Source organism: Arcobacter caeni (assembly GCF_003063245.1).
In the GTDB taxonomy this organism is placed as follows: domain Bacteria; phylum Campylobacterota; class Campylobacteria; order Campylobacterales; family Arcobacteraceae; genus Aliarcobacter; species Aliarcobacter caeni.
On the sequence record NZ_MUXE01000002.1, the window covers coordinates 75,561 to 97,099 of the forward strand.

Sequence of the window (21,539 nt, forward strand, 5' to 3'; positions counted from 1 at the left end):
TTTATACTATTCTAGAAGCTATTAAAAATAGGAATAAAATATGCTAATAGATGGATTTGGAAGAAAACATGATTATCTAAGAGTTTCAGTAACTGAAAGATGTAATTTTAGATGTCAATACTGTATGCCAGAAAAACCCTTTTCTTGGGTTCCAAAAGAAAACTTACTTTCGTACGAGGATTTATTTAAATTTATAAAAGCATCAATTGATGAAGGTATAAAAAAAGTAAGAATAACAGGTGGTGAACCTCTTTTAAGAGAAGGTTTAGAACAATTTATAAAAATGATATATGACTATAAAAATGATATAGATTTGGCTTTAACTACAAATGGTTTTTTATTGCCAAATGCTGCTCAAAAATTAAAAGATGCTGGACTTAAACGAATAAATATTTCTCTTGATTCATTAAATGCAGCTACTGCTGCAAAAATTGCACAAAAAGATGTTTTAGAAACAGTTCTTGAAGGAATTCAAGCAGCAGCTGATGCAGGACTTAAAATAAAAATAAATTGTGTTCCAATAAAAGGAATAAATGATGTTGATTTAGTTGAAGTTTTGGATTTTTGTAAAAGTAAAGGTTATGTTGTTAGATTTATTGAATTTATGGAAAATAATCATGCAAAAGATGGTGCAAAAGGGTTAAATTCTGATGAAATAAAAGCAATAATTGCAACAAAATACCCAAATTTTAAAATGGTTCCAAGAGATAATAGTTCACCTGCACAATATTATGAACTTGAAGATGGTTTTCAGTTTGGAATAATAGAACCACATAAAGATGATTTTTGTGCTGCTTGTAATAGAATCAGACTAACAGCTGAGGGATTTTTAATACCTTGTTTATATTTTGAAGATGCAATGAGTATCAAAGATGCAGTTAGAAGTAACAATATTGATGAAGCAGTTGCAATTTTAAAAAAAGTATTAGCAGGAAAACCAGAAAAAAATAAATGGTCAAATAAAAAAGATGATAATGAAATTTCAACTAGAGCTTTTTACCAAACAGGTGGATGAAAACAATTGTTTAAAGTAAAAATAAAGTAAAGTTTAAATATAATTTGCGCTCATTTATTATAAATGAAAAAATTAACATATACCTATTAGGAGGTCAACATGGCTTTAGATCAGGAAGTAAAAGCAGCTATAATAGCAAAATACGGAAAAAAAGATGGTGATACAGGTTCATCAGAAGTTCAAATTGCTTTATTAACAGAGCAAGTTAAAATATTAACAGAACATTTAAAAGTTTTCAAAAAAGATCACTCTTCAAGATTAGGTCTATTAAAAATGGTTGGTAAAAGAAAAAGATTATTAAAATACTTAAGAAGTAAAAATTATGCTTCATTTGTTGAATTAGTAGCTTCTTTAGGAATTAGAGCTAAATAATTTTAGTTTTTTGTCTAAAAAAAGGGTTGTAGCATTGCTACAACCCTTTTTTTTTGTCTAAATATTTCAATTGACTGATTTTAATAACGAATCTTAATAATAGTTCTTGTAGAATAAACAAAAAACATTGGAAATATATAACATGTTATTAACAAAAAAGAGTGAATACGCATTATTATCTTTAATTGCCATTGCAAAAAGTGATGAGCCAAAGAATGTAGATGAGTTATCAAGAGAATTAAATATATCAAAATCATTTTTAGCAAAAATTATGCAAAATCTTGCAAAACAAAATTTAGTTATATCTCATAGAGGTGTAAATGGCGGTTTTGCTTTAAATAAATCTTGGGAATCAATTACGATTTTAGAGATAGTTATTGCAGCAGAAGAAAAAATACCATCTGTATTTGAGTGTTCTCCCTCAGCTGATAATTGTCCAAACCAAGTAGCAATGCTTTGTACTATTTGGCCTTTATTAAATAATTTACAACTGAAAATCAATGATTTCTTAGAAAAATTAACATTAAAAGATATTGCTTAATGAAATTGTTTCATATTTCTCATACAGATTTAGATGGATATGGATGTCAATTAATTACAAAAGAGTATTTTAAAGAAGGTTTTTTTTATAATGCAAATTATGGTTTAGAAGTAAAATTAAGTATAAAAAAAGTTTTAGAACAAGTTTTAGAATATAAAGAAGATGAAATTCTTATATTAATAAGTGATTTAAACTTAACTTTTCAAGAAGCAAAAGATTTAGATAATGAAATAGATAAACTTATAAAAATTGGATATAAAATTAAACTTCAACTTTTAGATCATCACATAAGTGGTAAAAAAGCTGCTGAAACTTTTCCTTGGTATTATTTAGATGATAAAAGATGTGCTACGAAAATAGTTTACGATTATATATTTGAAGAGTATGACGGTTTTGAACATAATACAAGTTCTTGGTTAAAACCTTTAGTTGATACGATAAATGCTGTTGATATTTGGCTTGAAAATGAAATAAAAAATTTTGAATTTGGAAAAGTTTTAATGTCAATGATTACAAAAGTTAGAGAAATAAATAATATTTTATTTGCTGATTTAAATAGAGATTTTAGATGTCATTTACTAAAACAAGCTGCAAAATACCTTGATGTTGTTGATGGGCACATAAAATTAGATAATGATGTTCATTTTATAAAAAAAGATTTTCTAAAATTAAGTGAAAAAGATGATACTTTAGATAATTTATCTGCAACCTATCTTGTAAAAACATTAGTTGATGTAAAAGATGATTTAACAGTTACTTATAAAGGTCACAAAGGACTTTTAACTTATTGTTTAGGTTCTATTTCAATTCCCGCAAATGCTTTTTTAAGAGCAAATCCTGAGTATGATTTTTTTATTGATATAAATAAAAAAGGAAATGCTTCTTTTCGTGCTGATGGAAAAGTTGATGTTTCATTAATGGCTTCAAAACTGGCAAATGGTGGTGGACATGTAAATGCAAGTGGTGGAAAATTTGATGACTTTCGAGAAGTTATTGATTTTTCTGAAGTTAAAACTTATATACAAAATAAGCTAGATAAAATCTAGTTTATTTCTTTTTTTAGCATACTTTTAAATAATTTATTTATAATAGAGTAATTTATTATAAAGGATATAAAATGGAGTGTGACTTTCCAACTGTAAACTCAAAAAGTGAAGAAATAATAGAAATCTTAAAAAATACAAAAACAATAGCAATTGCTGGACTTTCTCCTGATCCTTCAAAAGCTTCAAACGCTGTTGCTGCATATTTACAAAGTGTTGGATATAAAATAGTTCCTGTATATCCAAAAGAAGATATGATTTTAGGAGAAAAAGTTTATAGAACTATTTCAGAAATTCCTTTTAAAATCGATATGGTTGATATTTTTAGAAAACCAGATGCAATAGCTGAAATTGTGAATGAAGTGATAAAAATTGGTAATATTGATACTGTTTGGTTTCAATTGGGACTTGTGAATAATGAAGCAGCAGCTCTTGCAAAAGAAGCTGGTTTAAATGTAGTACAAAATAAATGTACGAAAATAGAGCATAGAAATTTATTCTAAATAAGCTCTTTTGGTGTGTTGCATCTCAAAACAAGTTTAGCAACACATCCACTTTTTTGGTCATCTCTATTTAGAAGAGTTATTTTTGCTCTTAGTGCATCAGCAGCATTTTTTGCTAAAAATAAACCTAATCCAACTCCACTTTGATTTCCTATTCTTTTAAATGGAGCAAATAAATCTACATCTTCTGGTATTCCAATCCCTTCATCTGTTACAGTTATGATTATTTTTTCTTTAGTTTTTTTTAATCTAATAGAAATTGATTTTTCATTTGGCGTAAATTTAATAGCATTTTGAACGAAATTTTGTAATATTTGATTAAATAAAGTTAGTTGAATAGAAGTATTTAAATGGTTTACATTTGAAAAAAAAGTGATAATAATATTTTTTTGAGCACTTAACATTCTATAATCATTTGTTTTTTTCTTTATATATTCAACCAAATCTAGATTTATAGTTTGTTCAAATTGTGCGCCTTCAGTTCTTCCTATATCCAAAATTGAAGAAATCATTTTATTCATTTCATCAATTTGTTTTACAGTCAAATTTAAAGCTTCTTCATATTGTTCAACTTCTCTTTTTTTTCTTAAAGTCACTTCATTTTTTAATTTCATAACCGCAAGTGGAGTTTTAAGTTCATGCGCGGCACCGATAAAGAGTTCTTTTTTAAATTTTACATAGGTTTCAATTCTATTTGTTAGTGTATTTATAGAGTTTGCAAGAGAATGAAATTCTATTGGTAAATCTTTTTTATCTATTTGTGTTAAAGAGTTTTCATCCATATTTGATAATTTTTTATTGATTTGAATGATAGGTTTTAAAAGAGATTTTGAAACTATTAAAGAATAAATAAGCATCAAAATAAAACCAGGAATTGCTAAAACAAAAAGATTTTTAAATATTACAGAATATAAAAGTTCTCGTTCAAAACTTATATTTTTATCAATTTCTAAAAAAAGTTTATTTTCTAAATCAAATGGGTAAAGAAGTTTTATAAAATAATCACCATGCTTTTGATAGTTTAAGAATTTATAATTTCCTAATTGTATATTTTCAACTAGATTAATTGTTATATTATCATTTTCAACGGGAACAAAACTATTAGTAGAAAGTGAAGATTTGTAAAGTTGTTCTGCATGGATTAACATATTTTTTTGAATATCGTCATAAACGGTACTTCTAGCATATTCATAAAATATAAATGAGAGAGTAATAATGAAAAGTGAGGTAGCTATAATCAGTTTACTATAAAACTGTTTATAAATACTTTTACTTTCCATTTATTTCAAGAGCCTAATTATTTAGCTTTTGGGTCTTCTATTTTATTTGGGTAACAGAATCTATAACCTCTTCTTCTGATTGTTTCAATAGTAGAAATATTCAATGGTTTATCCATTTTTTGTCTAATTTGATTAATCGCAACTTCAATTACATTTGGAGTAACTAATTCAGGTTCTTCCCAAATTGCATCAAGTAATTGTTCTTTTGAAACGATTTGGTCTCTGTGTCTTGCTAAGTGCGTTAAAACTTCAAAAGGTTTACCTTTTAATTCAATTTCTTCACCTGCATATTCAATTTTTTCTTCATCAGGATTGATTATTAAATCATCAATTTCTATGATATTTGTTCCACCAAATCTAAGTCTTGCTTCGATTCTAGCTAATAAAATATCAAAATCAAATGGTTTTTTAATAAAATCATCAGCACCTGATTTTAGTGCTTCAATTTCACTTTCTTTATCATCTCTTGCTGAGATAATAACAACAGCAGTTCTTGAACTTCTATTTTTAACTAATTTACATAGTTCAATTCCGTCACCATCTGGTAACATCCAATCAGTTAATACTAAATCGTAGTTTCTAATGTCGATAAAGTATTCAGCATCTTTATAATTTTCAGCTGTATCTACTTGATATCCAAAGTCTGAAAGACCTTCTTGTAGTGTTCTATTTAGTGTTATTTCGTCTTCAATAATCAAAATTCTCATTATTATTCCTTAAATTTAAGTTAAGTTTAAATTTTGACGGAATTGTATCATAAAAATTTCGAAATTTAAAGTGTTTTTAAGCTAAATTTTAAAATTCATAAAATAGAAATTTATAAAACTAAAATATTATATAAAAATAGCTATTTTTTAGTGATAAATCAACTGTTTATTAACTATGAATTGATAAAATACGCAAAATATAAAATCCCAAGGAAAATTATGAAAAGAATAGTAACAAGTTTAGTTGCATCAATAGTTTTAGTAACTGTTTTAAATGCAAGTGATTATGGTTCAGTTGATGGTGATGCAATCACAAAACAAGATATTGCGATGATTTTACAAGATCAAAGAATAGATTTTGATAAATTACCTGATACTTCAAAAAAACAAGTAATTGAACAAATTGTAAATAAAAAATTAATTGCAAAAAATGCAATTAAAAATGGAATTGAAAAAGATCCTCAATATGTAGAAGCAATGAATGGAATTAAAGAAGATTTAGCTCTTCAAGTTTGGCAAAAAAATGAAGTTGACAAATTAAAATTTACAGATCAAGATAAAAAAGATTTCTTTGAAAAAAATAAAGATAAATTTGTAATGCCTGAAATTTTAGAATCAAGACATATTTTAGTAAAAACAGAAGCAGAAGCAAAAGCTATTATTATTGAACTTGATAAAGCTGCAAAAAAAGAAGACAAATTTGCTGAATTAGCAAAAACTAAATCAGCTGATGCAACTTCTCAAAATGGTGGATACTTAGGAAAAGTTCCTGCTGATAAATTAGTTCCTGAATTTACAGCTGCTGCAAAAGCATTAGCTAAAAATACATATTCTAAAACACCTGTGAAAACTGAGTTTGGTTATCATATAATTTTCTTAAAAGACAAAACAGCTCCAAAAGCATTAACTTATGCTGAAGTTGAACCAAAAATTTCTCAAATTTTAGTTGGAAATGCTTTTAGTAAAAAAATAAAAGAATTAACAGACGAATTAAAAAAAGATGCAAAAATAGTTATTAAGTAAGGGAATAAAATGGGTGTATTAGATGTTGTGAAACCAGGAGTTTTAACTGGAAGTGAAGCAAAAAAACTTTTTGCATATGCAAAAGAGAATAATTTTGCAATTCCTGCTGTAAATGTAGTTGGAACAGATTCTGTAAATGCTGTTTTAGAAGTTGCAGCAAAAGTTAATTCACCAATTATTATCCAATTTTCAAATGGTGGAGCAGGTTTTTATGCTGGAAAAGGTTTAAAAACTGCTAATGCTGCCGTTCTAGGTGGAATTAGTGGTGCGAATCATGTTCATATGATGGCTGAAGCTTATGGAATTCCTGTGATTTTACATACAGACCATGCTGCTAAAAAACTTTTACCTTGGATTGATGGATTATTAGATGCTGGAAAAGTTCATTTTGAAAAAACTGGACGACCTTTATTTACTTCTCATATGCTTGATTTAAGTGAAGAGCCTTTAGAAGAAAATATCGAAATTTGTGTTGAGTATTTCAAAAAAATGAATGCACTTGATATGATGCTTGAAATTGAACTTGGAATTACAGGTGGAGAAGAAGATGGTATTGATAACTCAGATGTTGATAATTCGCTTCTTTATACTCAACCTGAAGAAGTTTGTTATGCTTATGAAGAGTTAAGTAAAGTTGGAAGTAATTTTACAATAGCTGCAAGTTTTGGAAATGTTCATGGGGTTTATAAACCAGGAAATGTTCAATTAAGTCCAAAAATTTTAGATAATTCTCAAAAATATATCCAAAATAAAATTGGAACATCATCAGCTCAACCAGTTGATTTTGTATTCCATGGTGGTTCAGGATCTTTACTTGAAGAAATCAGAGAAGCTATTACTTATGGTGTTATTAAAATGAATATTGACACAGATACACAATGGGCAACTTGGGATGGTGTTAGAGCTTATGAAGCTAAATATCATGGATATTTACAAGGACAAATTGGAAACCCTGAGGGTTCTGATAAACCTAATAAAAATTATTATGATCCAAGAAAATGGATTCGAGCTGGGCAAGAAACTATGATTGCTAGACTTGAAGTTGCATTTAGTGATTTATGTGCTTTAAATAAAAACTAATTAAAGTTAAAAGGGTAAATAATTTGATTATTTGCCCTTTTTTTTAATAAAAATCTATCTTAAAACTATATAATATATTCAAAGGAAAATCCAATGAATATATCTTTAAATAAAAAAAATATCCACAAAATAGACTCAAGTGCTGAAATAATTATTTTAAATAAAACTAAAAATTTAGAACAAAATCAAGAAGAATTACTTGAAAATATTAATTTTTATGAAAAATCTTTTAACACATATTTTGATATAAAAAACAATATATTATATGTTTCATGTTTGAAATTTAAAAAAGAAAATATAAAAACAGCTTTTTGCACAGCAATTAGATTTTTCAAAAATCTAAAAATAGAAAATCTTAAAATCAATATTACTCAAGCAAAAAAAGAGTTAGAACTTCAAACTATTGTTGAGGGATTAGTTTTAGGAAATTATGAATTTCTAAAATATAAATCTTCAAATGAAAAAGAGAAAATTAAAAATATAAATATTTGTACAAAATCATCTTCTAAAACAAAAGAAGAACTAGAAATCGAATTAAAAAAAGCTTTTATTATTTGTAATAGTGTGAATTTTACAAAAGATATAGTAAATAATTCACCACAAGATTATTATCCTCAAATTATGGCAGATGATGCTTTGAAAATTGCAGAAAAACATAAAAATATTGAATGTAAGATTTTTGGTGAAGATTATTTAAAACAAAAAGGAATGAATGCACTTTATAGTGTTGGAATTGCTTCGCCACATGAAAGTAAATTAATTCATTTAACATACAAAGTCAAAAATCCAATAGCCAAAATTATTCTTGTGGGAAAAGGTGTAACTTATGACACGGGAGGAATGAGTTTAAAGCGTGGTGATGGAATGGTTTCTATGAAGTGTGACAAAGCTGGAGCTGCAAGTATTATGGGAGTTATACAAGCTCTTGGAAGTCTTGAATTACCTTTTGAAGTTCATGGAATTCTAGGAGCCGTTGAAAATATGATTGGTGGGGATGCATATAAACCAGGTGATATTTTAAAAGCTGCAAATAGCAAAACAATAGAAGTTACAAATACAGATGCGGAAGGGCGATTGGTTTTAGCTGATTGTTTAGTTTATGCTCAAAAAAATATTCAAGATTTTGATTATATTTTTGATTTAGCCACATTAACGGGAGCTAGTATTGGAGCTTTTGGTGGATATACAACTGCTGTTATGGGATACAATGAAAAAACAAAAAAGAAGATTTTAAAAGCTTCAAAGAAATCAGGTGAATTAGTAGGATTTTTACCTTTTAATGATTATTTAGAAAAATTATTAGAAAGCCAAGTTGCAGATTTTGTAAATACAAGTGCAAATAAAAATGGTGCAGCAATAACAGCAAGTTTATTTTTAAGTAAATTTATAAAAAATAAAAATAAGAAAAAATGGCTACATTTTGATATTGCGGGTCCATCATATAGACAAGAAAATTGGGCTTATCACTCTTATGGTGCAACAGGAGTTGCTATTAGATTACTTATTAAGTTTATGGAAGATTTGAAAAAATAGTTATTTTTTCAAATCTTTTTCATATAAAGGATAAAGATTTATAACAGATCTTTCAAACTCTTCTTTAAACATAGTAAAACTCTCAAACTCTTTTGGAATGGGTTTTTCTAATATCTCAAAAATATCAAGACCTTCTTTTACTGAACTTTTTAAAGTACTATCTAAATAGTTTAAATAAGCAATATTCTCTTTTATAGGTTCTTTTGTTTTAGATGCATGACCATGACCAGGAACTAAAATAGAATAATCAATTTTTTGAAGTTCTTCTAGGGATTTTATCCAGTTTTGCATATTTGCATGGGGAGTTGTAAGGGTTCTTTTATTAAAAACTAAATCAGAAGCATAAAGAATTTTTGTATTTTCATCATAGATTGCAATATCACTTTGGGTATGTCCATCTAGGTGTAAGATATCTAATTTATAACCATCTAAATTCAAAGTTTTTGCCGTAAGAACTTGATTTGGAGCTTTGATTTTTGTGTCATTCATAGCTTCACCAACTAAATTTACTAAGTTTACTATATATAAATCTCCATTTTGTTCTATCTCATTTTTTGTAAATTCAGCTGCATAAATATCACTAGAAGAAAAAGCACTATTTCCTAAAAAATGATCAGGATGATGGTGGGTATTTAAAATATATTTAATTGGTTTTGAAGTGATTTTTTCTATTTGTTTTTTTACTTGTTCCCCATATGATTTTGAACTTCCCGTATCAATTAAGATAACACTATTTGAAGTAATTATAAAAGAAGCATTTGCAATATCCCCACCATTTTCTTTAGAAAAATATTCCTCTTTTCCATAAAAATAGTAACTATTTTCAGATAGTTTTATAGGTTTTAATTTATAATCAAAATCATTTGAAAAACTCAAAGTCAAATAACATATAATAAAAATAAAATATTTCATTTTATATCCGAGCTAAATTCATTTCCATCAATATCTGTAAACTCAATTTTATAATCATCTGATTTCATTAAAGTTTCAAAGATAAATCTTGGATTTTCACTAATTGCAGAGTATGTTAATATATTTGCTAAAATTTTATCTTCAGCTTTGATAGTTATTTTATTAATATAAAATTCACTATTTCCAAAAACTAAACCTGTTTCCATTGGGTGAAAAATTGAGGCTTTTAATCTATAAATATCTCCAATTTTAAAAATATCACCTTTTATTTTTCCTAAAAGTTTTTCAAAATCTGTATTTGATGAACTTATACTTGACACAGAACATCCACCACCAAAACTTTTGATATTATTACTTCCTATATGCCAAAGATTATTCTCATCTAAAACTAAAGCACGAATAGGAGTCTCTTGAGCTACTTTTATATTTAATGAAATTAGAGCTAATAGATTTTTTAAATCCATATCAATTATTTTTGGAATTGGATTTAAATCAGCAAATACAATTAATCTTTTTGCATTTTTTATAGCTTTTGCATCAACAAAAATAGGTACTTGGATTGGATTATCTGCAAAGGAAGGAACATTGATTTTTATATTTTTATCATCAAATATATATTTTTCATTATTAATAATTTCTTTTAAAATATCATCAAAAGTAGGGGATGCAACAGGATTATTTGCATAAGAGTTTTGAATTAGTAAAAATTGCACTAATATAAAAAAAATATATTTCATGGTTTTTCCTTATTGTTTTTTTGAAACTGGTGAAAGATAATTAACTCCAAAATTTTCAAAGATTTTTTTAATTTCACCATTTTCATAAGCTTCATCAATAAGCCCATCTATGTGATAACTTAAATCTCTATAGTTACTTGAAACTGCTGTTGCTAAGTCCCATTGTGATTTCATTTGTGGAATATCTTCTGTAAGATAATATTTATCAGCGTTGTTTTTATAATCTAATAAATACTCTATTTGTGATTTTAAACCAGCAACTGCATCAATTTTTCCACTTTTTAAATCATTTATTGCATCAGTAAATTTATTGTAATGTTTAATATTTTTACTCAATAATCCTCTTGCAAAACCACTTATATGTAAATCTGGAAGTAAATCAATTTCAACACCAATTGTTTGATATGCAAAAATCCCCAAAGTGTTTATTTGTGGAATAACAGCTTTATTTGTAGCTATTATCCACTTTTCACTTTGGTATGGACCTTTTATTGAAACCATATCCGTTTCAAGTTGTCCCGTTGATTTATCAGTAATTCTTAAATAATCATAGTCATAAGGAATTCTAAGCATTACATCTGCTTTATTCTTATGAACTACATTTCCTCTCCAAATATTGTTTCTTAAATCACTTGCTAAATTTTCATCAAAACTTGTAAAAGACCAAACTGGTTTTACATCTAATGATTTTGCAATCATTTTTCCAAGTTCAATATCAATTCCTTTAGGAACTCCATCTTCAATAAAAGAGTAAGGAGGAAAATCTTCATAAATAGCAATAATTACTTCGCCACTTTTTTTGATATCATCAATACTTCTTGCAAATAAACTTATTGAAAGAAACAAAGTTAATAAAGATAATTTAAGAATTTTTTTCATCTGAATACTTTATTGATCTTGGTGTAAAGAAAGTAAATATGTTCTAATTGCCCACATAGCTTCTTGGTTTAAAACACCTTCAAATGGAGGCATATATACATTTCCATTTCTAACAGCACCTGTTCTAATTTTTTCCATAAACCATTCATCACCTTCTATACCTGGATCTAGATATCTTAAATCAGGTGCAATTCCACCAGAAACAGCTTCAAGCCCATGACATCTAGCACAGTTTTCTGTATATCCATGTTCACCAATTTCTCTTGCTTTTTCATTTCCTACATATGGATTTTTTTCTAACCATTCAGCTCCAACTGGTGCTAAACCTTTTGTATCAACTGCTTGTGGAGTTACACTTCCATGTCCAAATGCGAATACTGTAGTTGTTAATACAGCTAAACCTAATTTTTGAATTTTATTCATAAGAATCCCTTTTAATTTTTTTCTTGCTGGAATTATAAACAGTTTTTATAGCCTGATTATAGCAACAAAAAATATTTGAAAAAGGCTATATTAGGGCTATAAAATTGATATACAATTCATGAATAAAATAAAAGGGAAGAAAAAATGCTATATAAATTAATAACAATTATATTTCTAAGTATTACGAGTTTATGTGCGCAAGAGAGTCTAAAAATAGGTGTTTTAGCTTTTGGAACAGTAAACTGGGAGCTTAATGTTATAAAGTCTCATAAACTAGATGAAAAATATGGTTTTAATTTAGAAATCGTAAATTTAGCTTCAAAAAATGCCCAATTAGTTGCACTACAAGCCAAAAGTGTAGATATTATTGTAAATGACTGGGTTTGGGTAAATACTCAAAAAGCAAATGGAAAAGATTTTAATTTTTATCCATATTCAAAAGCTACTGGAACTTTAGTTGTAAATGAAGCAAATAATATTAAAACTTTACTTGATTTAAAAGGAAAAGAGCTAGGAATTGCAGGTGGTGCTTATGATAAAACATGGTTGTTATTTAGAGCATATAGTAAAAATAAATATGATATTGATTTAAAAGATATAGTAACTCCTGTATATGCAAGTGCGCCAATTTTATATAAAAAAATGCAAGATAAATCTTTGGAAGCAAGTATTAATTTTTGGCAATTTAATTCAAAATTAGAAAATGAAAATATAAAACATTTAGTAGAAATTGAAGAAGTATATAAAGATTTAGGCTTGAAAGAAGATGTTTCTTTTGTTGGTTGGGTATTTAATAAGGATTTTGGATTAACTAACAAGGACTTAATAAACTCATTTTTAAAAGCTTCAATTGAGAGTAAAAATATACTAAAAACTAATGATAAAGAATGGGATAGAATAAAACCAATAATGGAAGTAAAATCTAATGGTGAATTTCAAGCTTTAAAAGATGGTTATAAAAAAGGAATAATAGAAAATTTTGATGAATCAAATATATCTGATTTACAAAAAGTTTACAAAATACTTTCTCAAGATAGTTCAGAGGATTTAGGGAAAAGTACTTCTCTAAATAATGATATATTTTGGAAATTTGACTCGAAATAGGATTAAAAATATATGAATAATTCAAATAAACTTTTGTCAATATGTCTGCTTGTAATATTGTGGCAATCAATAGCAATAGTTGCAAATACTGATGTTTTCCCATCTATTATAGATATTTTAGGAAGTTTATTTGATCATTTAATAAATAAAGATTTGATATTTAATTTAGGGATAACTCTACAAAGAGTTTTTATAGCTTTTGTCTTTTCTATGTTTATTGGAATATTTTTTGGGATTATTATGGGTTTATTTCCAAAAATCGACTCTTTTTTTGATATTTTTCTAATAATTGGATTAAATATTCCAGCTCTTGTATCGATAATTATCTGTTATATTTGGTTTGGATTAAGTGATTTTTCTGCAATATTAGCCGTTGTAATAAATAAAGTTCCAATTATTATTGTAAATATTAGAGAAGGTGTAAAAGCCATGAATAAAAAATATTTACAATTGGCTCAAGTTTATGAGATTCCAAAAAAAGATTTAATTAGAAAAATATATTTACCACAGATTTATCCATATATTATTGCAACAACCAGATTAACCATATCTTTAATTTGGAAAATAGTTTTAGTTGTTGAACTTCTAGGAAGAAGTAATGGAATAGGTTTTCAAATGGCAATGTTTTTTCAGAATTTTGATATTACATCTATTTTTGCTTATTCATTTGCTTTTATATTTATTGTTATATTAATAGAAAAATTAATATTAAATCCACTTGAGAAAAAAGCAAAAAGATGGAGATAAAATGATAAAAATTAATATTCAAGAAAAAAGTTTTAATGAAATAAAAATTTTAGAAAATATAAATATTTCATTAGAAGAAACAGAGTTTTTATCAATCATTGGACCATCTGGTTGTGGCAAAACTACTTTTTTAAATATTGTTTCTTCTTTGGATAAAAATTTCAAAGGAAGTATAGATCTAAACTCTTCAAATATTGGTTTTGTGTTTCAAGACTCAAGACTAATTCCTTGGCTTACCATAAAAGAAAATCTTTTAATAATCTCAAAGCAAAAAGATATTATTTTTATAAATGAACTTTTAAAATTAGTAAATTTAGAAAATCTTTTAGATTTATATCCAAAAGATTTATCAGGTGGAATGGCAAGAAGAGTCTCATTTGTCCGAGCTTTTGTAAACAAACCAAAACTTATATTTTTAGATGAACCTTTTATCTCTTTGGATTATCCAACTGCAACTGCTTTGAAAAAAGATTTTTTAGAGTTATGCAAAAAATTTAATACAACTATAATTTTAGTAACTCATGATTTAAGTGAAGCGATTTATCTATCAAATAGAATTATATTTTTTAGTAAAAAACCAGCTTCTATTATTTTTGAATATAAAAATTTTAATAATCAAGAGTTTAATCTGAAAAAAATAGATGAATTAAAAAATGAATTATTAGAAAAACACCCACATATTTTAGAAGGATTTTTATGAAAAAAATAATACTTATACCCTTATTAGCTTTATCTTTATATGCTCAAAATGAGATTCAAATTTTTAAACCAGTTACTAGCACTTGTCCTCAATCTTGGCTGGATGATATAAAAAAAGATCTGGATGAGGTGAAAATTGTTTCGTTAGTTGATGTGAAAGAATTAAAAAGACAAATAGGAATTCCAAGAGAGATTCAATCTTGTAATACTTCAATTCTAAATGATTATGTATTTGAGGGAAATGTTCCATCCCTTGCAATAAAAGATTTTTTAAAAAATACTCCAAAAAATGCAATTGGATTATCTCTTCCTGCTTATGAAAATGATAAAGAAGAAAAAATAGTATTTATTATTTTTCAAGATAAAACTTATAAAGAATTTGGGAAATATCATTAAAAATAAGTAATATTTTTTTCAAATAAAATTCCAATTAAGACTCAATAAAATAATTTTTAACCCTTGCTATAATTAAGCTATGTAAAGGCTATAGATAGGCTATTTAAGGGCTATTCTAGGGCTATAACTCTGAAGTATAATAACGAATGCGGAATTTATTCTGATTAAATTCTTGTAAAAATTATTAAGGACTAAAAATGAAAAAACTAGGATTATTAAGTTTAGCAGCATCAATTGTTGTAAGCTCTGCTGTAGCTGCAAACATAGAATTAGCATCTGATTTAAAAGTTTCAGGAGATGCTCAAGTGCGAGGAATATCTGTAAAAGGTGATACTGATACTGTAAAAAAAGATAAACAAATACTTGATTCAGAAATAAATCTAAACTTAGATTTTACAACTTTAGAAAAAGTAAAAGTTCATACAGCAATCAAATTACAAAATGATGCGTGGGGAGATAATTCAAATGATACATTTACATGGGAAGAAGCATATGTAACTGTTCCATTTAATGAAAATAAATTATTAATTGCAGGAAGAATAAACGATACTTACGGAACACCTTTTTATGGCTCTAATGGGGATAAAATTGATTTAGCACTTTTAGGATATACACCTGTTGAAAATGTTTTATTATATGCTTTTGATTTTAAAGCAGTTGAAGGTAAAAATGATGACCAAACTGCATTTTTTGGAGTAAATTCATCAGGTACAGGTGTTGGAGATTTTGATGCTTATGGATTAGGTGGTCAAGTTACAATTGATAAGTTATTAGTTGGTGGAAGATATGTTTATTTACAAAATAATACAGAAACATCAACAGCTTCAAATATTTATAATGATGCAACAAGTCATATGTTTAATGCTTTTGCAATGGGAGAAGTTGCTGATTTAGATTTACAAGCACAAATAGAAAAAAGAATAGGTGATAGAACAAATTCATCTATTGCAAAAAGTGATGAAAAAATGTTAGGAGCTTATTTAAAAGTTTCTAAAGAAATAAATGATTTTAATGTAGGAGTTGCTGGAGTTATGACAAAAGATGGATATGTTTCAGGTGAAAATTTACCAGTTACTTATCTAACAAATGATGATTTAGGAACAGCTTCTTTAGATAGAGTTGGTTCTTATGGAGATACTTCATTAGTGGCTTTAAACTTTGCTTATGAAGCTACAAAAGATTTAACTCTTGAAGCAAATCTAGGATTACATAATATTAAAGATGCAACATTTGCGTCTATTGATAAAGATTTAAAAATCACAGAATATGACGCAGGATTAGCTTATAAACTTAATAAAAGCGCAATTGTTAGTTTAAGATATGCATTAGGTACTTTTGATGAAAGTAGCCTAGAAGATATGCAAACTATTGTAGCTGCTGTTAATATTGATTTCTAAAAATAAATGAAAATTATAAAAGAACACGGTAGTGGTATGGTAGGAATAATAGGACTTATTGGTATTTATATCAATATGTTTTATCAAATTCGCTATATTTTAACTCATTAGAAATTCCCAAGCTAGAGCTTGGGAATATAATGAAACGAGTATTTTTCTAGGAAGAAAAAAGTTTTATGTCACTCAAACCAAACTTTCGAAATCAGCTCATAAGATTTTATTCTATCTTCTGGATTATGTATCATGCAATTTATCATTATTTCATTTGCGCCAGTTCTTGCAATCAAATTTTCAAGTCTTTTTTTGACAACTTCTGGAGTTCCCCATATTGATTCTCTTGTTTTGTGTCTTATGCTTTTTTCTTCCCACTCTTGCCATAAACTATTCATATCTTTTGTGGGTTTTTGTAATTGTTTATCATCACCTCTATTTAGATAAAGAAATTTTTGAAGTTCACTTGTGGCTAAATATTGAGCTTCTTCATTTGTTTGGGCACAAATCACATTTATACAAATCATTACATAAGGTTCTTTTAGTTGTGCAGATGCTTTGAAATTTGCATGATATATTTTTACTGCATCATCCATTGAATCAGGCGCAAAGTGTGAAGCAAATACAAAAGGCAAACCTTTTTGTGCAGCTAGTTCGGCACTAAAAGTACTAGAACCTAGCAACCAAATTGGAATATTCAATCCATATCCTGGTATTGCTTTAACTGCTTTATTTCCAGCTTCATTTGATAAATAATATTGTAAATATTTAAGCATCATAGGAAAATCTGAACCGTCATTATTTGGGTCCCGTCGCAGAGCCAACATTGTTTGTCTATCCGTCCCAGGTGCTCTTCCTAAACCTAAATCGATTCTATTAGGATATAAAGACTCCAAAGTTCCAAATTGTTCAGCAATAACCAATGGCGCATGATTAGGAAGCATGATTCCACCTGAACCAATTCTGATTTTGTTGGTTTTTGCTCCAATATAACTTAAAATTACAGAAGTTGCAGCACTAGCAATTCCACTAAAATTGTGATGTTCGGCAACCCAATATCTAGTAAATCCAAACTCTTCAACAGCTTGAGCAAGTTTTGTACTGTTTTCTATGGCTTGTGATATTGAAAATCCCTGTGCAATAGGAACTAAATCTAATACGCATAGTGGTATTTTTTTATTATTCATAATTTCTCCATTTAAAAGAATAGTGTATAAAAATTTCTTTTATTGTAGTAGAACAAAATTATGATAAGCTTGTCTGAAAATGTAGATTTTGGAATTTCTTTTAGAGCTTTGGAATAAGAAAAGTTAGATAGGATTTCTCCTATTAAAAATACTTTGACATGAAATATTTAATGGTCTCAGTGGTTTAGGAGAAACTTTAAGAGTCTGCTATATATTATTTTACTTTCTTGTGAGTTTCATTAATACCTATTTTAAAAGTATTTCTTTTTTCTTCTCTTTTTCTTGCCTCAATTTTCTCATCCAATATGACTTCTATACCCATTTTTAAAATATTGAAATGTGTAAGACACTCATCTTCTGATAATTCATGAATACCTTTACTTACAACACTATAATATTCTTTATGTTCAACAAGTATTATAGGAAGATAATCTCTTAATAGTTCTATTCTTTCATCCATTTTTTTAGGTACAAAGTCATCTTCAGCTATTACACCATCTTTTATTGCTTTGTCTTTTGCTTCATAAATAAAACCTTCGAAAATTCTTCTTAAATATACATACGAACCAGCTCCTACTCCGTGACTAGCCAAGCCTATTGCTTTATGATAATTTCTACCTTCATCTGAACCTAATTCTTTTTTATATTTGTTAATTTCTGTATTATCTTCAAGGTCTAATAAGGTTGGGAATTGTCCTGATTTCTGAATAAAAGAGTTTTGTATAGTAAATATAAAATATATTCTATGGTCGTGATTATGAGTACAGTAAAACTCAAGAATAAAAGTTCTGTTTTCTCTTATCTCAATTTCTTTCATAAAAGCTATAACTGATTTCACCTCTTCTAATTTATCATACTCTTCCTCGTTGAAATCATTAATATAATTATGAGGTGTAGTTTTTGTTGATAAACTTTTATTTTTGATTAAATCATTTCTAAATGTTCTAGTTGCTTTACATTCAGGACAATAACAACTAATAGCTCCATTAAAAAACTCTATTTCAATTACTCTATCAATATCGTTTTCATTATCTCTATCAATTTTAAACTTTTTATATAATTGAGTTTTTAGAAAAAAATCTTCAGGAGCTGGTATTCTTGTTTTTTCACTATCTTCTAGTTCATCTAAATACTCACTCATATAATGTCTTTATTTTAATAATTGTTCTGATTATAGCTAAACCACTCTTTAAAAAATAGGAAAAGGAGACAGTCAACTTTTTTTGAAAGTGTTAATTTTTCTCGTTCACAAATTCCACAAAAATCAATCTAAACTTTTAAGAATCAAACTCTTTAAAACCTCATTTATTGTATTTGCCATTTTATCACCATCTTTAAAAGCTTTGTATTTTTTGTATGAAACATAGATTGAATTATCACTATTTTTATAAATAGATATTCCAAGTGGGCAGTAGTTTATATTGTTAAAATTTTCTTCCAACATCTCAAAAGTAAAACTACTTTTACAAATTCCTAGATTTATTCCTTTTTCTAAAACACCTTTTTTTTCAAGAAGAACAGCAACCTCATTTGTAGCTTTTGCGAGATTTAATTCATAAACTATTGTAAAACCCTCAAAGTTTATTTCATCTTTTAAACTAAGTAATTTTTCATCAAAATTTGCTTTATCAACTTTTACGACAAATAAATTTTCACTTTCCGTTATTTCATAGTTTGCTTTTAAAAAAGACAAAAATACAAAAGTGAGTAAAAAAATTTTATTCATTTTTTGCATTCCATTTCATGTGGTGCAATTCCTAGTGTGTCCAAATCAGTAATTGGGTGTAAAAATTCAACTTGTGGTGAAGTTGAAATTAAAGCTTTTGGTTGAACCAGTGAAATTGGAATTCTAATTTGACCATTATAATCTCTAAAAGAGAGTTTTCTTCCCATATAAGCTGCCACATCAAAATCATCTGAATAAATAAAATCAAGATTTGTTTTTAAATCAGCTGTGTTTGTTTTTGAAATTGCTGTGATAATTGTTCTAACTGCTAACCAATTTGAATAATCCTTTGATTCCATCCATCTTGAAGCAAACTTTTCAAATCTACTTTGCATTTGAGCTGCGCCCCATTGTTCAATTACTTTATGCCATAAAACGGGAGTGAGTCCTTGAGTTCCTGCAACTGGTCTTGGAAGCCAAGAGTTAAAATATACAAATTCGCCAAAATCTCCATAATAATCAGCCAATAAAATCACATCATAATCTTTTGCTTGGGTAAATGCTGGAAATTCATCTGAGGCTTTTCTTCTAATATCGCTATTATTTTCCCAAGATTTTTCAGCAACTATTTTTGCTCCAAATTTTTTCGCTGCTCTTTTTATATCTTCTTTTATTAATAAATCTTTTGGATTTGTTCCATTAAGTAAAAGAATCTTTTTAAAATCTCTTTTTACTAAAAATTGCATCAAACCATCATAAAGCATTGCATTACTAGCACTTGTATGAAGTAAGTTTTTTTCACAAATAGTTTTTCTAAGATTTGTATTTTCACTACTTGCATTTATTAATAAAACATCCTTTGAAAGTGGATTTTTTAGAAGTTTTTCTAAAAGTGAATCTTCAACATTTAAAATTACATATTGATTTTTGTTTTTTATAAACTCTTCAAAAGTAGAGATTAATTCATTTTCATCATAAGAAACTTTTGTTTCAAGGGTGAAGTTTTGATTTAAAAATTTCGCACTTTTATTGCTATCAATTATGGCAATTTGCGCTCCTTTTAATCCTAAATCAGTTGGTTCTTCTATTACATTAGATAAAACGGGTGGTTTTTCTATTTTTTGTTCTAAATATAAAATATTTACATTTAAAACATCAGCTTTTATAATACTTAATAAAAATAGTAAAGATAGGAATATTTTCATTTTTGCCCCTTTTTTAATTTGTAGTTATTATATAAAATATTTATAGCTTGAGTTTAGCAAAGGTGTCGCTAAACTCAAGCTATAAATATAGTATAGAATTTGTTCATATCAAATAGGAGATAACATGAAGAAAAAGATTTTAACAGTTGCAGTTTTAACAAGCTCATTATTAGCAGATACTATTTATGTTTCAAATGAAAAAGACAATACTATATCTGTAATTGATTCAGTAACAAACAAAGTAACTGATACTATAAAAGTTGGTCAAAGACCAAGGGGAATATTATTGAATAATGATAAAACTCAATTATATATTTGTGCAAGTGATGATGACACGGTACAAGTATTAGATTTAAAATCAAAAAAGATTTTATATAATCTTCCCTCAGGTGAAGATCCAGAACAATTTGCTTTAACTCCTGATGGAAAAGAGTTATATATTTCAAATGAAGATGATGCAATTGTAACAGTTGTTGATACGATAAATAAAAGTGTAACAAGCCAAATAGAAGTTGGTGTTGAACCTGAGGGAATGGCTATAAGTCCAGATGGAAGTGTAGCTATTAATACAACTGAAACATCAAATTTTTTACATTGGATTGATACAAAAACAAAGAAAATAATTCATACTACTTTGGTTGATCAAAGACCGAGACATATAGAATTCTCAAAAACAGGAGATAGAGTTTGGGCTTCAAGTGAAATAGGTGGAACTGTGATGATAGTTGATTCAACAACAAAAGAATCTATTGGTAAAGTTACATTTAAAATTCCTGGAGTTTTCAAAGATTTAATTCAACCAGTTGGAATAAAATTAACATCAGATGGAAAATATGCTTTTATTGCACTTGGACCTGCTAATCATGTGGCTGTTGTTGATGCTAAAACATTTAAAGTTATAAAATATTTATTAGTTGGAAAAAGAGTTTGGCAATTAGCTTTTGCGCAAAATGAATCAAAACTTTACACAACAAATGGTGTTAGTGGAGATGTTTCAATTATTGATGTAAATGAGTTAAAAGTTGAAAAAACTATTAAAGTAGGTCGTTATCCTTGGGGCTTGGCTGTAATACCAAGTAATAAATAATAATTAGGAAAA

General features: G+C 27.1%; 24 protein-coding genes. 14 read left to right on the plus strand and 10 right to left on the minus strand.

The annotated features are described in order from the left end of the window. Positions 1 to 40 precede the first annotated feature (40 nt). From moaA to B0174_RS01725, 5 genes are all read left to right on the plus strand, one after another. Positions 41 to 1,015, plus strand: coding sequence for a GTP 3',8-cyclase MoaA (gene moaA, locus B0174_RS01705; RefSeq protein WP_108557915.1), 975 nt, complete (start codon positions 41 to 43; stop codon positions 1,013 to 1,015). Between the two features lie 99 nt (positions 1,016 to 1,114). Continuing rightward, a complete protein-coding gene (gene rpsO / locus B0174_RS01710) occupies positions 1,115 to 1,387 on the plus strand; it encodes a 30S ribosomal protein S15 (protein WP_108557916.1) in 273 nt (90 codons plus the stop codon). Positions 1,388 to 1,529: 142 nt separating this feature from the next. Next, positions 1,530 to 1,928 (plus strand): RrF2 family transcriptional regulator, encoded by a 399-nt coding sequence (locus B0174_RS01715; RefSeq protein ID WP_108557917.1) that lies wholly within the window; start codon positions 1,530 to 1,532, stop codon positions 1,926 to 1,928. After that, complete coding sequence (locus B0174_RS01720; RefSeq protein ID WP_108557918.1) at positions 1,928 to 2,974, plus strand: DHH family phosphoesterase; 1,047 nt, start codon at positions 1,928 to 1,930, stop codon at positions 2,972 to 2,974. Before B0174_RS01715 ends, B0174_RS01720 begins: the two co-directional genes overlap by 1 nt. 71 nt (positions 2,975 to 3,045) lie before the next feature. Further along, a complete protein-coding gene (locus tag B0174_RS01725) occupies positions 3,046 to 3,474 on the plus strand; it encodes a CoA-binding protein (protein WP_108557919.1) in 429 nt (142 codons plus the stop codon). On the opposite strand, the gene B0174_RS01730 is transcribed toward B0174_RS01725, so the two are convergent. Both B0174_RS01730 and hsrA read right to left on the minus strand, forming a co-directional pair. After that, the gene (locus tag B0174_RS01730; RefSeq protein WP_108557920.1) at positions 3,471 to 4,754 is read right to left on the minus strand and encodes a HAMP domain-containing sensor histidine kinase; all 1,284 of its coding nucleotides are present in this window, start codon (positions 4,752 to 4,754) and stop codon (positions 3,471 to 3,473) included. The two genes, B0174_RS01725 and B0174_RS01730, sit on opposite strands and share 4 nt — an antisense overlap. Before the next feature lie 17 nt (positions 4,755 to 4,771). After that, positions 4,772 to 5,461, minus strand: coding sequence for a homeostatic response regulator transcription factor HsrA (gene hsrA / locus B0174_RS01735; protein ID WP_108557921.1), 690 nt, complete (start codon positions 5,459 to 5,461; stop codon positions 4,772 to 4,774). Positions 5,462 to 5,680: 219 nt separating this feature from the next. On the opposite strand from hsrA, the gene B0174_RS01740 reads away from it, so the two are divergent. The 3 genes from B0174_RS01740 (at position 5,681) to B0174_RS01750 (ending at position 9,097) form a co-directional block, all read left to right on the plus strand. Further along, complete coding sequence (locus B0174_RS01740) at positions 5,681 to 6,484, plus strand: foldase protein PrsA (protein ID WP_108557922.1); 804 nt, start codon at positions 5,681 to 5,683, stop codon at positions 6,482 to 6,484. Positions 6,485 to 6,493: 9 nt separating this feature from the next. After that, on the plus strand, positions 6,494 to 7,564 hold the full coding sequence (gene fbaA, locus B0174_RS01745) for a class II fructose-bisphosphate aldolase (RefSeq protein WP_108557923.1): 1,071 nt from the start codon (positions 6,494 to 6,496) through the stop codon (positions 7,562 to 7,564). A 93-nt stretch (positions 7,565 to 7,657) separates the two neighbouring features. Further along, the gene (locus B0174_RS01750) at positions 7,658 to 9,097 is read left to right on the plus strand and encodes a leucyl aminopeptidase (protein WP_108557924.1); all 1,440 of its coding nucleotides are present in this window, start codon (positions 7,658 to 7,660) and stop codon (positions 9,095 to 9,097) included. Here B0174_RS01750 and B0174_RS01755 read toward each other — a convergent pair whose 3' ends face one another. Genes B0174_RS01755 through pedF form a run of 4 tightly spaced genes read right to left on the minus strand, consistent with a single transcriptional unit; the run spans position 9,098 to position 12,048 of the window. Beyond that, complete coding sequence (locus B0174_RS01755) at positions 9,098 to 10,009, minus strand: quinoprotein relay system zinc metallohydrolase 1 (protein WP_108557925.1); 912 nt, start codon at positions 10,007 to 10,009, stop codon at positions 9,098 to 9,100. Then, positions 10,006 to 10,746, minus strand: coding sequence for a quinoprotein dehydrogenase-associated SoxYZ-like carrier (locus B0174_RS01760; RefSeq protein ID WP_108557926.1), 741 nt, complete (start codon positions 10,744 to 10,746; stop codon positions 10,006 to 10,008). The genes B0174_RS01755 and B0174_RS01760 overlap by 4 nt, the downstream gene beginning before the upstream one ends. A gap of 9 nt (positions 10,747 to 10,755) precedes the next feature. Next, the gene (locus B0174_RS01765; protein WP_108557927.1) at positions 10,756 to 11,625 is read right to left on the minus strand and encodes a substrate-binding periplasmic protein; all 870 of its coding nucleotides are present in this window, start codon (positions 11,623 to 11,625) and stop codon (positions 10,756 to 10,758) included. Positions 11,626 to 11,634: 9 nt separating this feature from the next. Continuing rightward, the gene (pedF, locus tag B0174_RS01770) at positions 11,635 to 12,048 is read right to left on the minus strand and encodes a cytochrome c-550 PedF (protein ID WP_108557928.1); all 414 of its coding nucleotides are present in this window, start codon (positions 12,046 to 12,048) and stop codon (positions 11,635 to 11,637) included. A gap of 144 nt (positions 12,049 to 12,192) precedes the next feature. Between pedF and B0174_RS01775 the strand changes: the two genes are divergently transcribed. From B0174_RS01775 to B0174_RS01795, 5 genes are all read left to right on the plus strand, one after another. After that, positions 12,193 to 13,152, plus strand: coding sequence for an ABC transporter substrate-binding protein (locus B0174_RS01775; protein ID WP_108557929.1), 960 nt, complete (start codon positions 12,193 to 12,195; stop codon positions 13,150 to 13,152). 12 nt (positions 13,153 to 13,164) lie between these two features. Continuing rightward, on the plus strand, positions 13,165 to 13,899 hold the full coding sequence (locus B0174_RS01780; RefSeq protein WP_108557930.1) for an ABC transporter permease: 735 nt from the start codon (positions 13,165 to 13,167) through the stop codon (positions 13,897 to 13,899). 1 nt (position 13,900) lies between these two features. Then, positions 13,901 to 14,599 (plus strand): ABC transporter ATP-binding protein, encoded by a 699-nt coding sequence (locus B0174_RS01785; protein WP_108557931.1) that lies wholly within the window; start codon positions 13,901 to 13,903, stop codon positions 14,597 to 14,599. Beyond that, positions 14,596 to 14,994, plus strand: a complete 399-nt coding sequence (locus B0174_RS01790; RefSeq protein ID WP_108557932.1) for a DUF411 domain-containing protein — start codon at positions 14,596 to 14,598, stop codon at positions 14,992 to 14,994. Before B0174_RS01785 ends, B0174_RS01790 begins: the two co-directional genes overlap by 4 nt. 197 nt (positions 14,995 to 15,191) lie before the next feature. Further along, the gene (locus B0174_RS01795) at positions 15,192 to 16,391 is read left to right on the plus strand and encodes a hypothetical protein (protein WP_108557933.1); all 1,200 of its coding nucleotides are present in this window, start codon (positions 15,192 to 15,194) and stop codon (positions 16,389 to 16,391) included. 179 nt (positions 16,392 to 16,570) lie between these two features. Here the strand turns inward: B0174_RS01795 and B0174_RS01800 are convergent, their stop codons facing one another. The 4 genes from B0174_RS01800 to B0174_RS01815 form a co-directional block, all read right to left on the minus strand. Next, positions 16,571 to 17,569 (minus strand): LLM class flavin-dependent oxidoreductase, encoded by a 999-nt coding sequence (locus B0174_RS01800; RefSeq protein WP_108557934.1) that lies wholly within the window; start codon positions 17,567 to 17,569, stop codon positions 16,571 to 16,573. A gap of 214 nt (positions 17,570 to 17,783) precedes the next feature. Next, the gene (locus B0174_RS01805; RefSeq protein WP_108557935.1) at positions 17,784 to 18,710 is read right to left on the minus strand and encodes a hypothetical protein; all 927 of its coding nucleotides are present in this window, start codon (positions 18,708 to 18,710) and stop codon (positions 17,784 to 17,786) included. 123 nt (positions 18,711 to 18,833) lie between these two features. Then, positions 18,834 to 19,295 (minus strand): hypothetical protein, encoded by a 462-nt coding sequence (locus B0174_RS01810; RefSeq protein WP_133174783.1) that lies wholly within the window; start codon positions 19,293 to 19,295, stop codon positions 18,834 to 18,836. Continuing rightward, positions 19,292 to 20,440 carry a type 1 periplasmic-binding domain-containing protein gene (locus B0174_RS01815; RefSeq protein ID WP_108557937.1) on the minus strand — a complete coding sequence of 383 codons (1,149 nt, stop codon included), beginning with the start codon at positions 20,438 to 20,440 and terminating at the stop codon, positions 19,292 to 19,294. The genes B0174_RS01810 and B0174_RS01815 overlap by 4 nt, the downstream gene beginning before the upstream one ends. Before the next feature lie 124 nt (positions 20,441 to 20,564). On the opposite strand from B0174_RS01815, the gene B0174_RS01820 reads away from it, so the two are divergent. Further along, positions 20,565 to 21,527, plus strand: coding sequence for a PQQ-dependent catabolism-associated beta-propeller protein (locus B0174_RS01820; protein WP_108557938.1), 963 nt, complete (start codon positions 20,565 to 20,567; stop codon positions 21,525 to 21,527). The last annotated feature ends 12 nt before the right edge of the window (positions 21,528 to 21,539 follow it).

Excerpts from the sequence above, each read along its gene's own strand:
- B0174_RS01775 (WP_108557929.1), top strand. The coding sequence starts at position 12,193 with ATGCTATATAAATTAATAACAATTATATTTCTAAGTATTACGAGTTTA.
- pedF (WP_108557928.1), bottom strand. The coding sequence starts at position 12,048 with ATGAATAAAATTCAAAAATTAGGTTTAGCTGTATTAACAACTACAGTA.
- B0174_RS01795 (WP_108557933.1), top strand. The coding sequence starts at position 15,192 with ATGAAAAAACTAGGATTATTAAGTTTAGCAGCATCAATTGTTGTAAGC.
- B0174_RS01760 (WP_108557926.1), bottom strand. The coding sequence starts at position 10,746 with ATGAAATATATTTTTTTTATATTAGTGCAATTTTTACTAATTCAAAAC.
- B0174_RS01725 (WP_108557919.1), top strand. The coding sequence starts at position 3,046 with ATGGAGTGTGACTTTCCAACTGTAAACTCAAAAAGTGAAGAAATAATA.
- B0174_RS01785 (WP_108557931.1), top strand. The coding sequence starts at position 13,901 with ATGATAAAAATTAATATTCAAGAAAAAAGTTTTAATGAAATAAAAATT.
- B0174_RS01810 (WP_133174783.1), bottom strand. The coding sequence starts at position 19,295 with ATGAATAAAATTTTTTTACTCACTTTTGTATTTTTGTCTTTTTTAAAA.
- B0174_RS01740 (WP_108557922.1), top strand. The coding sequence starts at position 5,681 with ATGAAAAGAATAGTAACAAGTTTAGTTGCATCAATAGTTTTAGTAACT.
- B0174_RS01800 (WP_108557934.1), bottom strand. The coding sequence starts at position 17,569 with ATGAATAATAAAAAAATACCACTATGCGTATTAGATTTAGTTCCTATT.
- B0174_RS01720 (WP_108557918.1), top strand. The coding sequence starts at position 1,928 with ATGAAATTGTTTCATATTTCTCATACAGATTTAGATGGATATGGATGT.
- B0174_RS01750 (WP_108557924.1), top strand. The coding sequence starts at position 7,658 with ATGAATATATCTTTAAATAAAAAAAATATCCACAAAATAGACTCAAGT.
- B0174_RS01805 (WP_108557935.1), bottom strand. The coding sequence starts at position 18,710 with ATGAGTGAGTATTTAGATGAACTAGAAGATAGTGAAAAAACAAGAATA.
- B0174_RS01715 (WP_108557917.1), top strand. The coding sequence starts at position 1,530 with ATGTTATTAACAAAAAAGAGTGAATACGCATTATTATCTTTAATTGCC.
- B0174_RS01820 (WP_108557938.1), top strand. The coding sequence starts at position 20,565 with ATGAAGAAAAAGATTTTAACAGTTGCAGTTTTAACAAGCTCATTATTA.
- B0174_RS01765 (WP_108557927.1), bottom strand. The coding sequence starts at position 11,625 with ATGAAAAAAATTCTTAAATTATCTTTATTAACTTTGTTTCTTTCAATA.
- B0174_RS01730 (WP_108557920.1), bottom strand. The coding sequence starts at position 4,754 with ATGGAAAGTAAAAGTATTTATAAACAGTTTTATAGTAAACTGATTATA.
- rpsO (WP_108557916.1), top strand. The coding sequence starts at position 1,115 with ATGGCTTTAGATCAGGAAGTAAAAGCAGCTATAATAGCAAAATACGGA.
- B0174_RS01755 (WP_108557925.1), bottom strand. The coding sequence starts at position 10,009 with ATGAAATATTTTATTTTTATTATATGTTATTTGACTTTGAGTTTTTCA.
- fbaA (WP_108557923.1), top strand. The coding sequence starts at position 6,494 with ATGGGTGTATTAGATGTTGTGAAACCAGGAGTTTTAACTGGAAGTGAA.
- B0174_RS01815 (WP_108557937.1), bottom strand. The coding sequence starts at position 20,440 with ATGAAAATATTCCTATCTTTACTATTTTTATTAAGTATTATAAAAGCT.
- hsrA (WP_108557921.1), bottom strand. The coding sequence starts at position 5,461 with ATGAGAATTTTGATTATTGAAGACGAAATAACACTAAATAGAACACTA.
- moaA (WP_108557915.1), top strand. The coding sequence starts at position 41 with ATGCTAATAGATGGATTTGGAAGAAAACATGATTATCTAAGAGTTTCA.
- B0174_RS01780 (WP_108557930.1), top strand. The coding sequence starts at position 13,165 with ATGAATAATTCAAATAAACTTTTGTCAATATGTCTGCTTGTAATATTG.
- B0174_RS01790 (WP_108557932.1), top strand. The coding sequence starts at position 14,596 with ATGAAAAAAATAATACTTATACCCTTATTAGCTTTATCTTTATATGCT.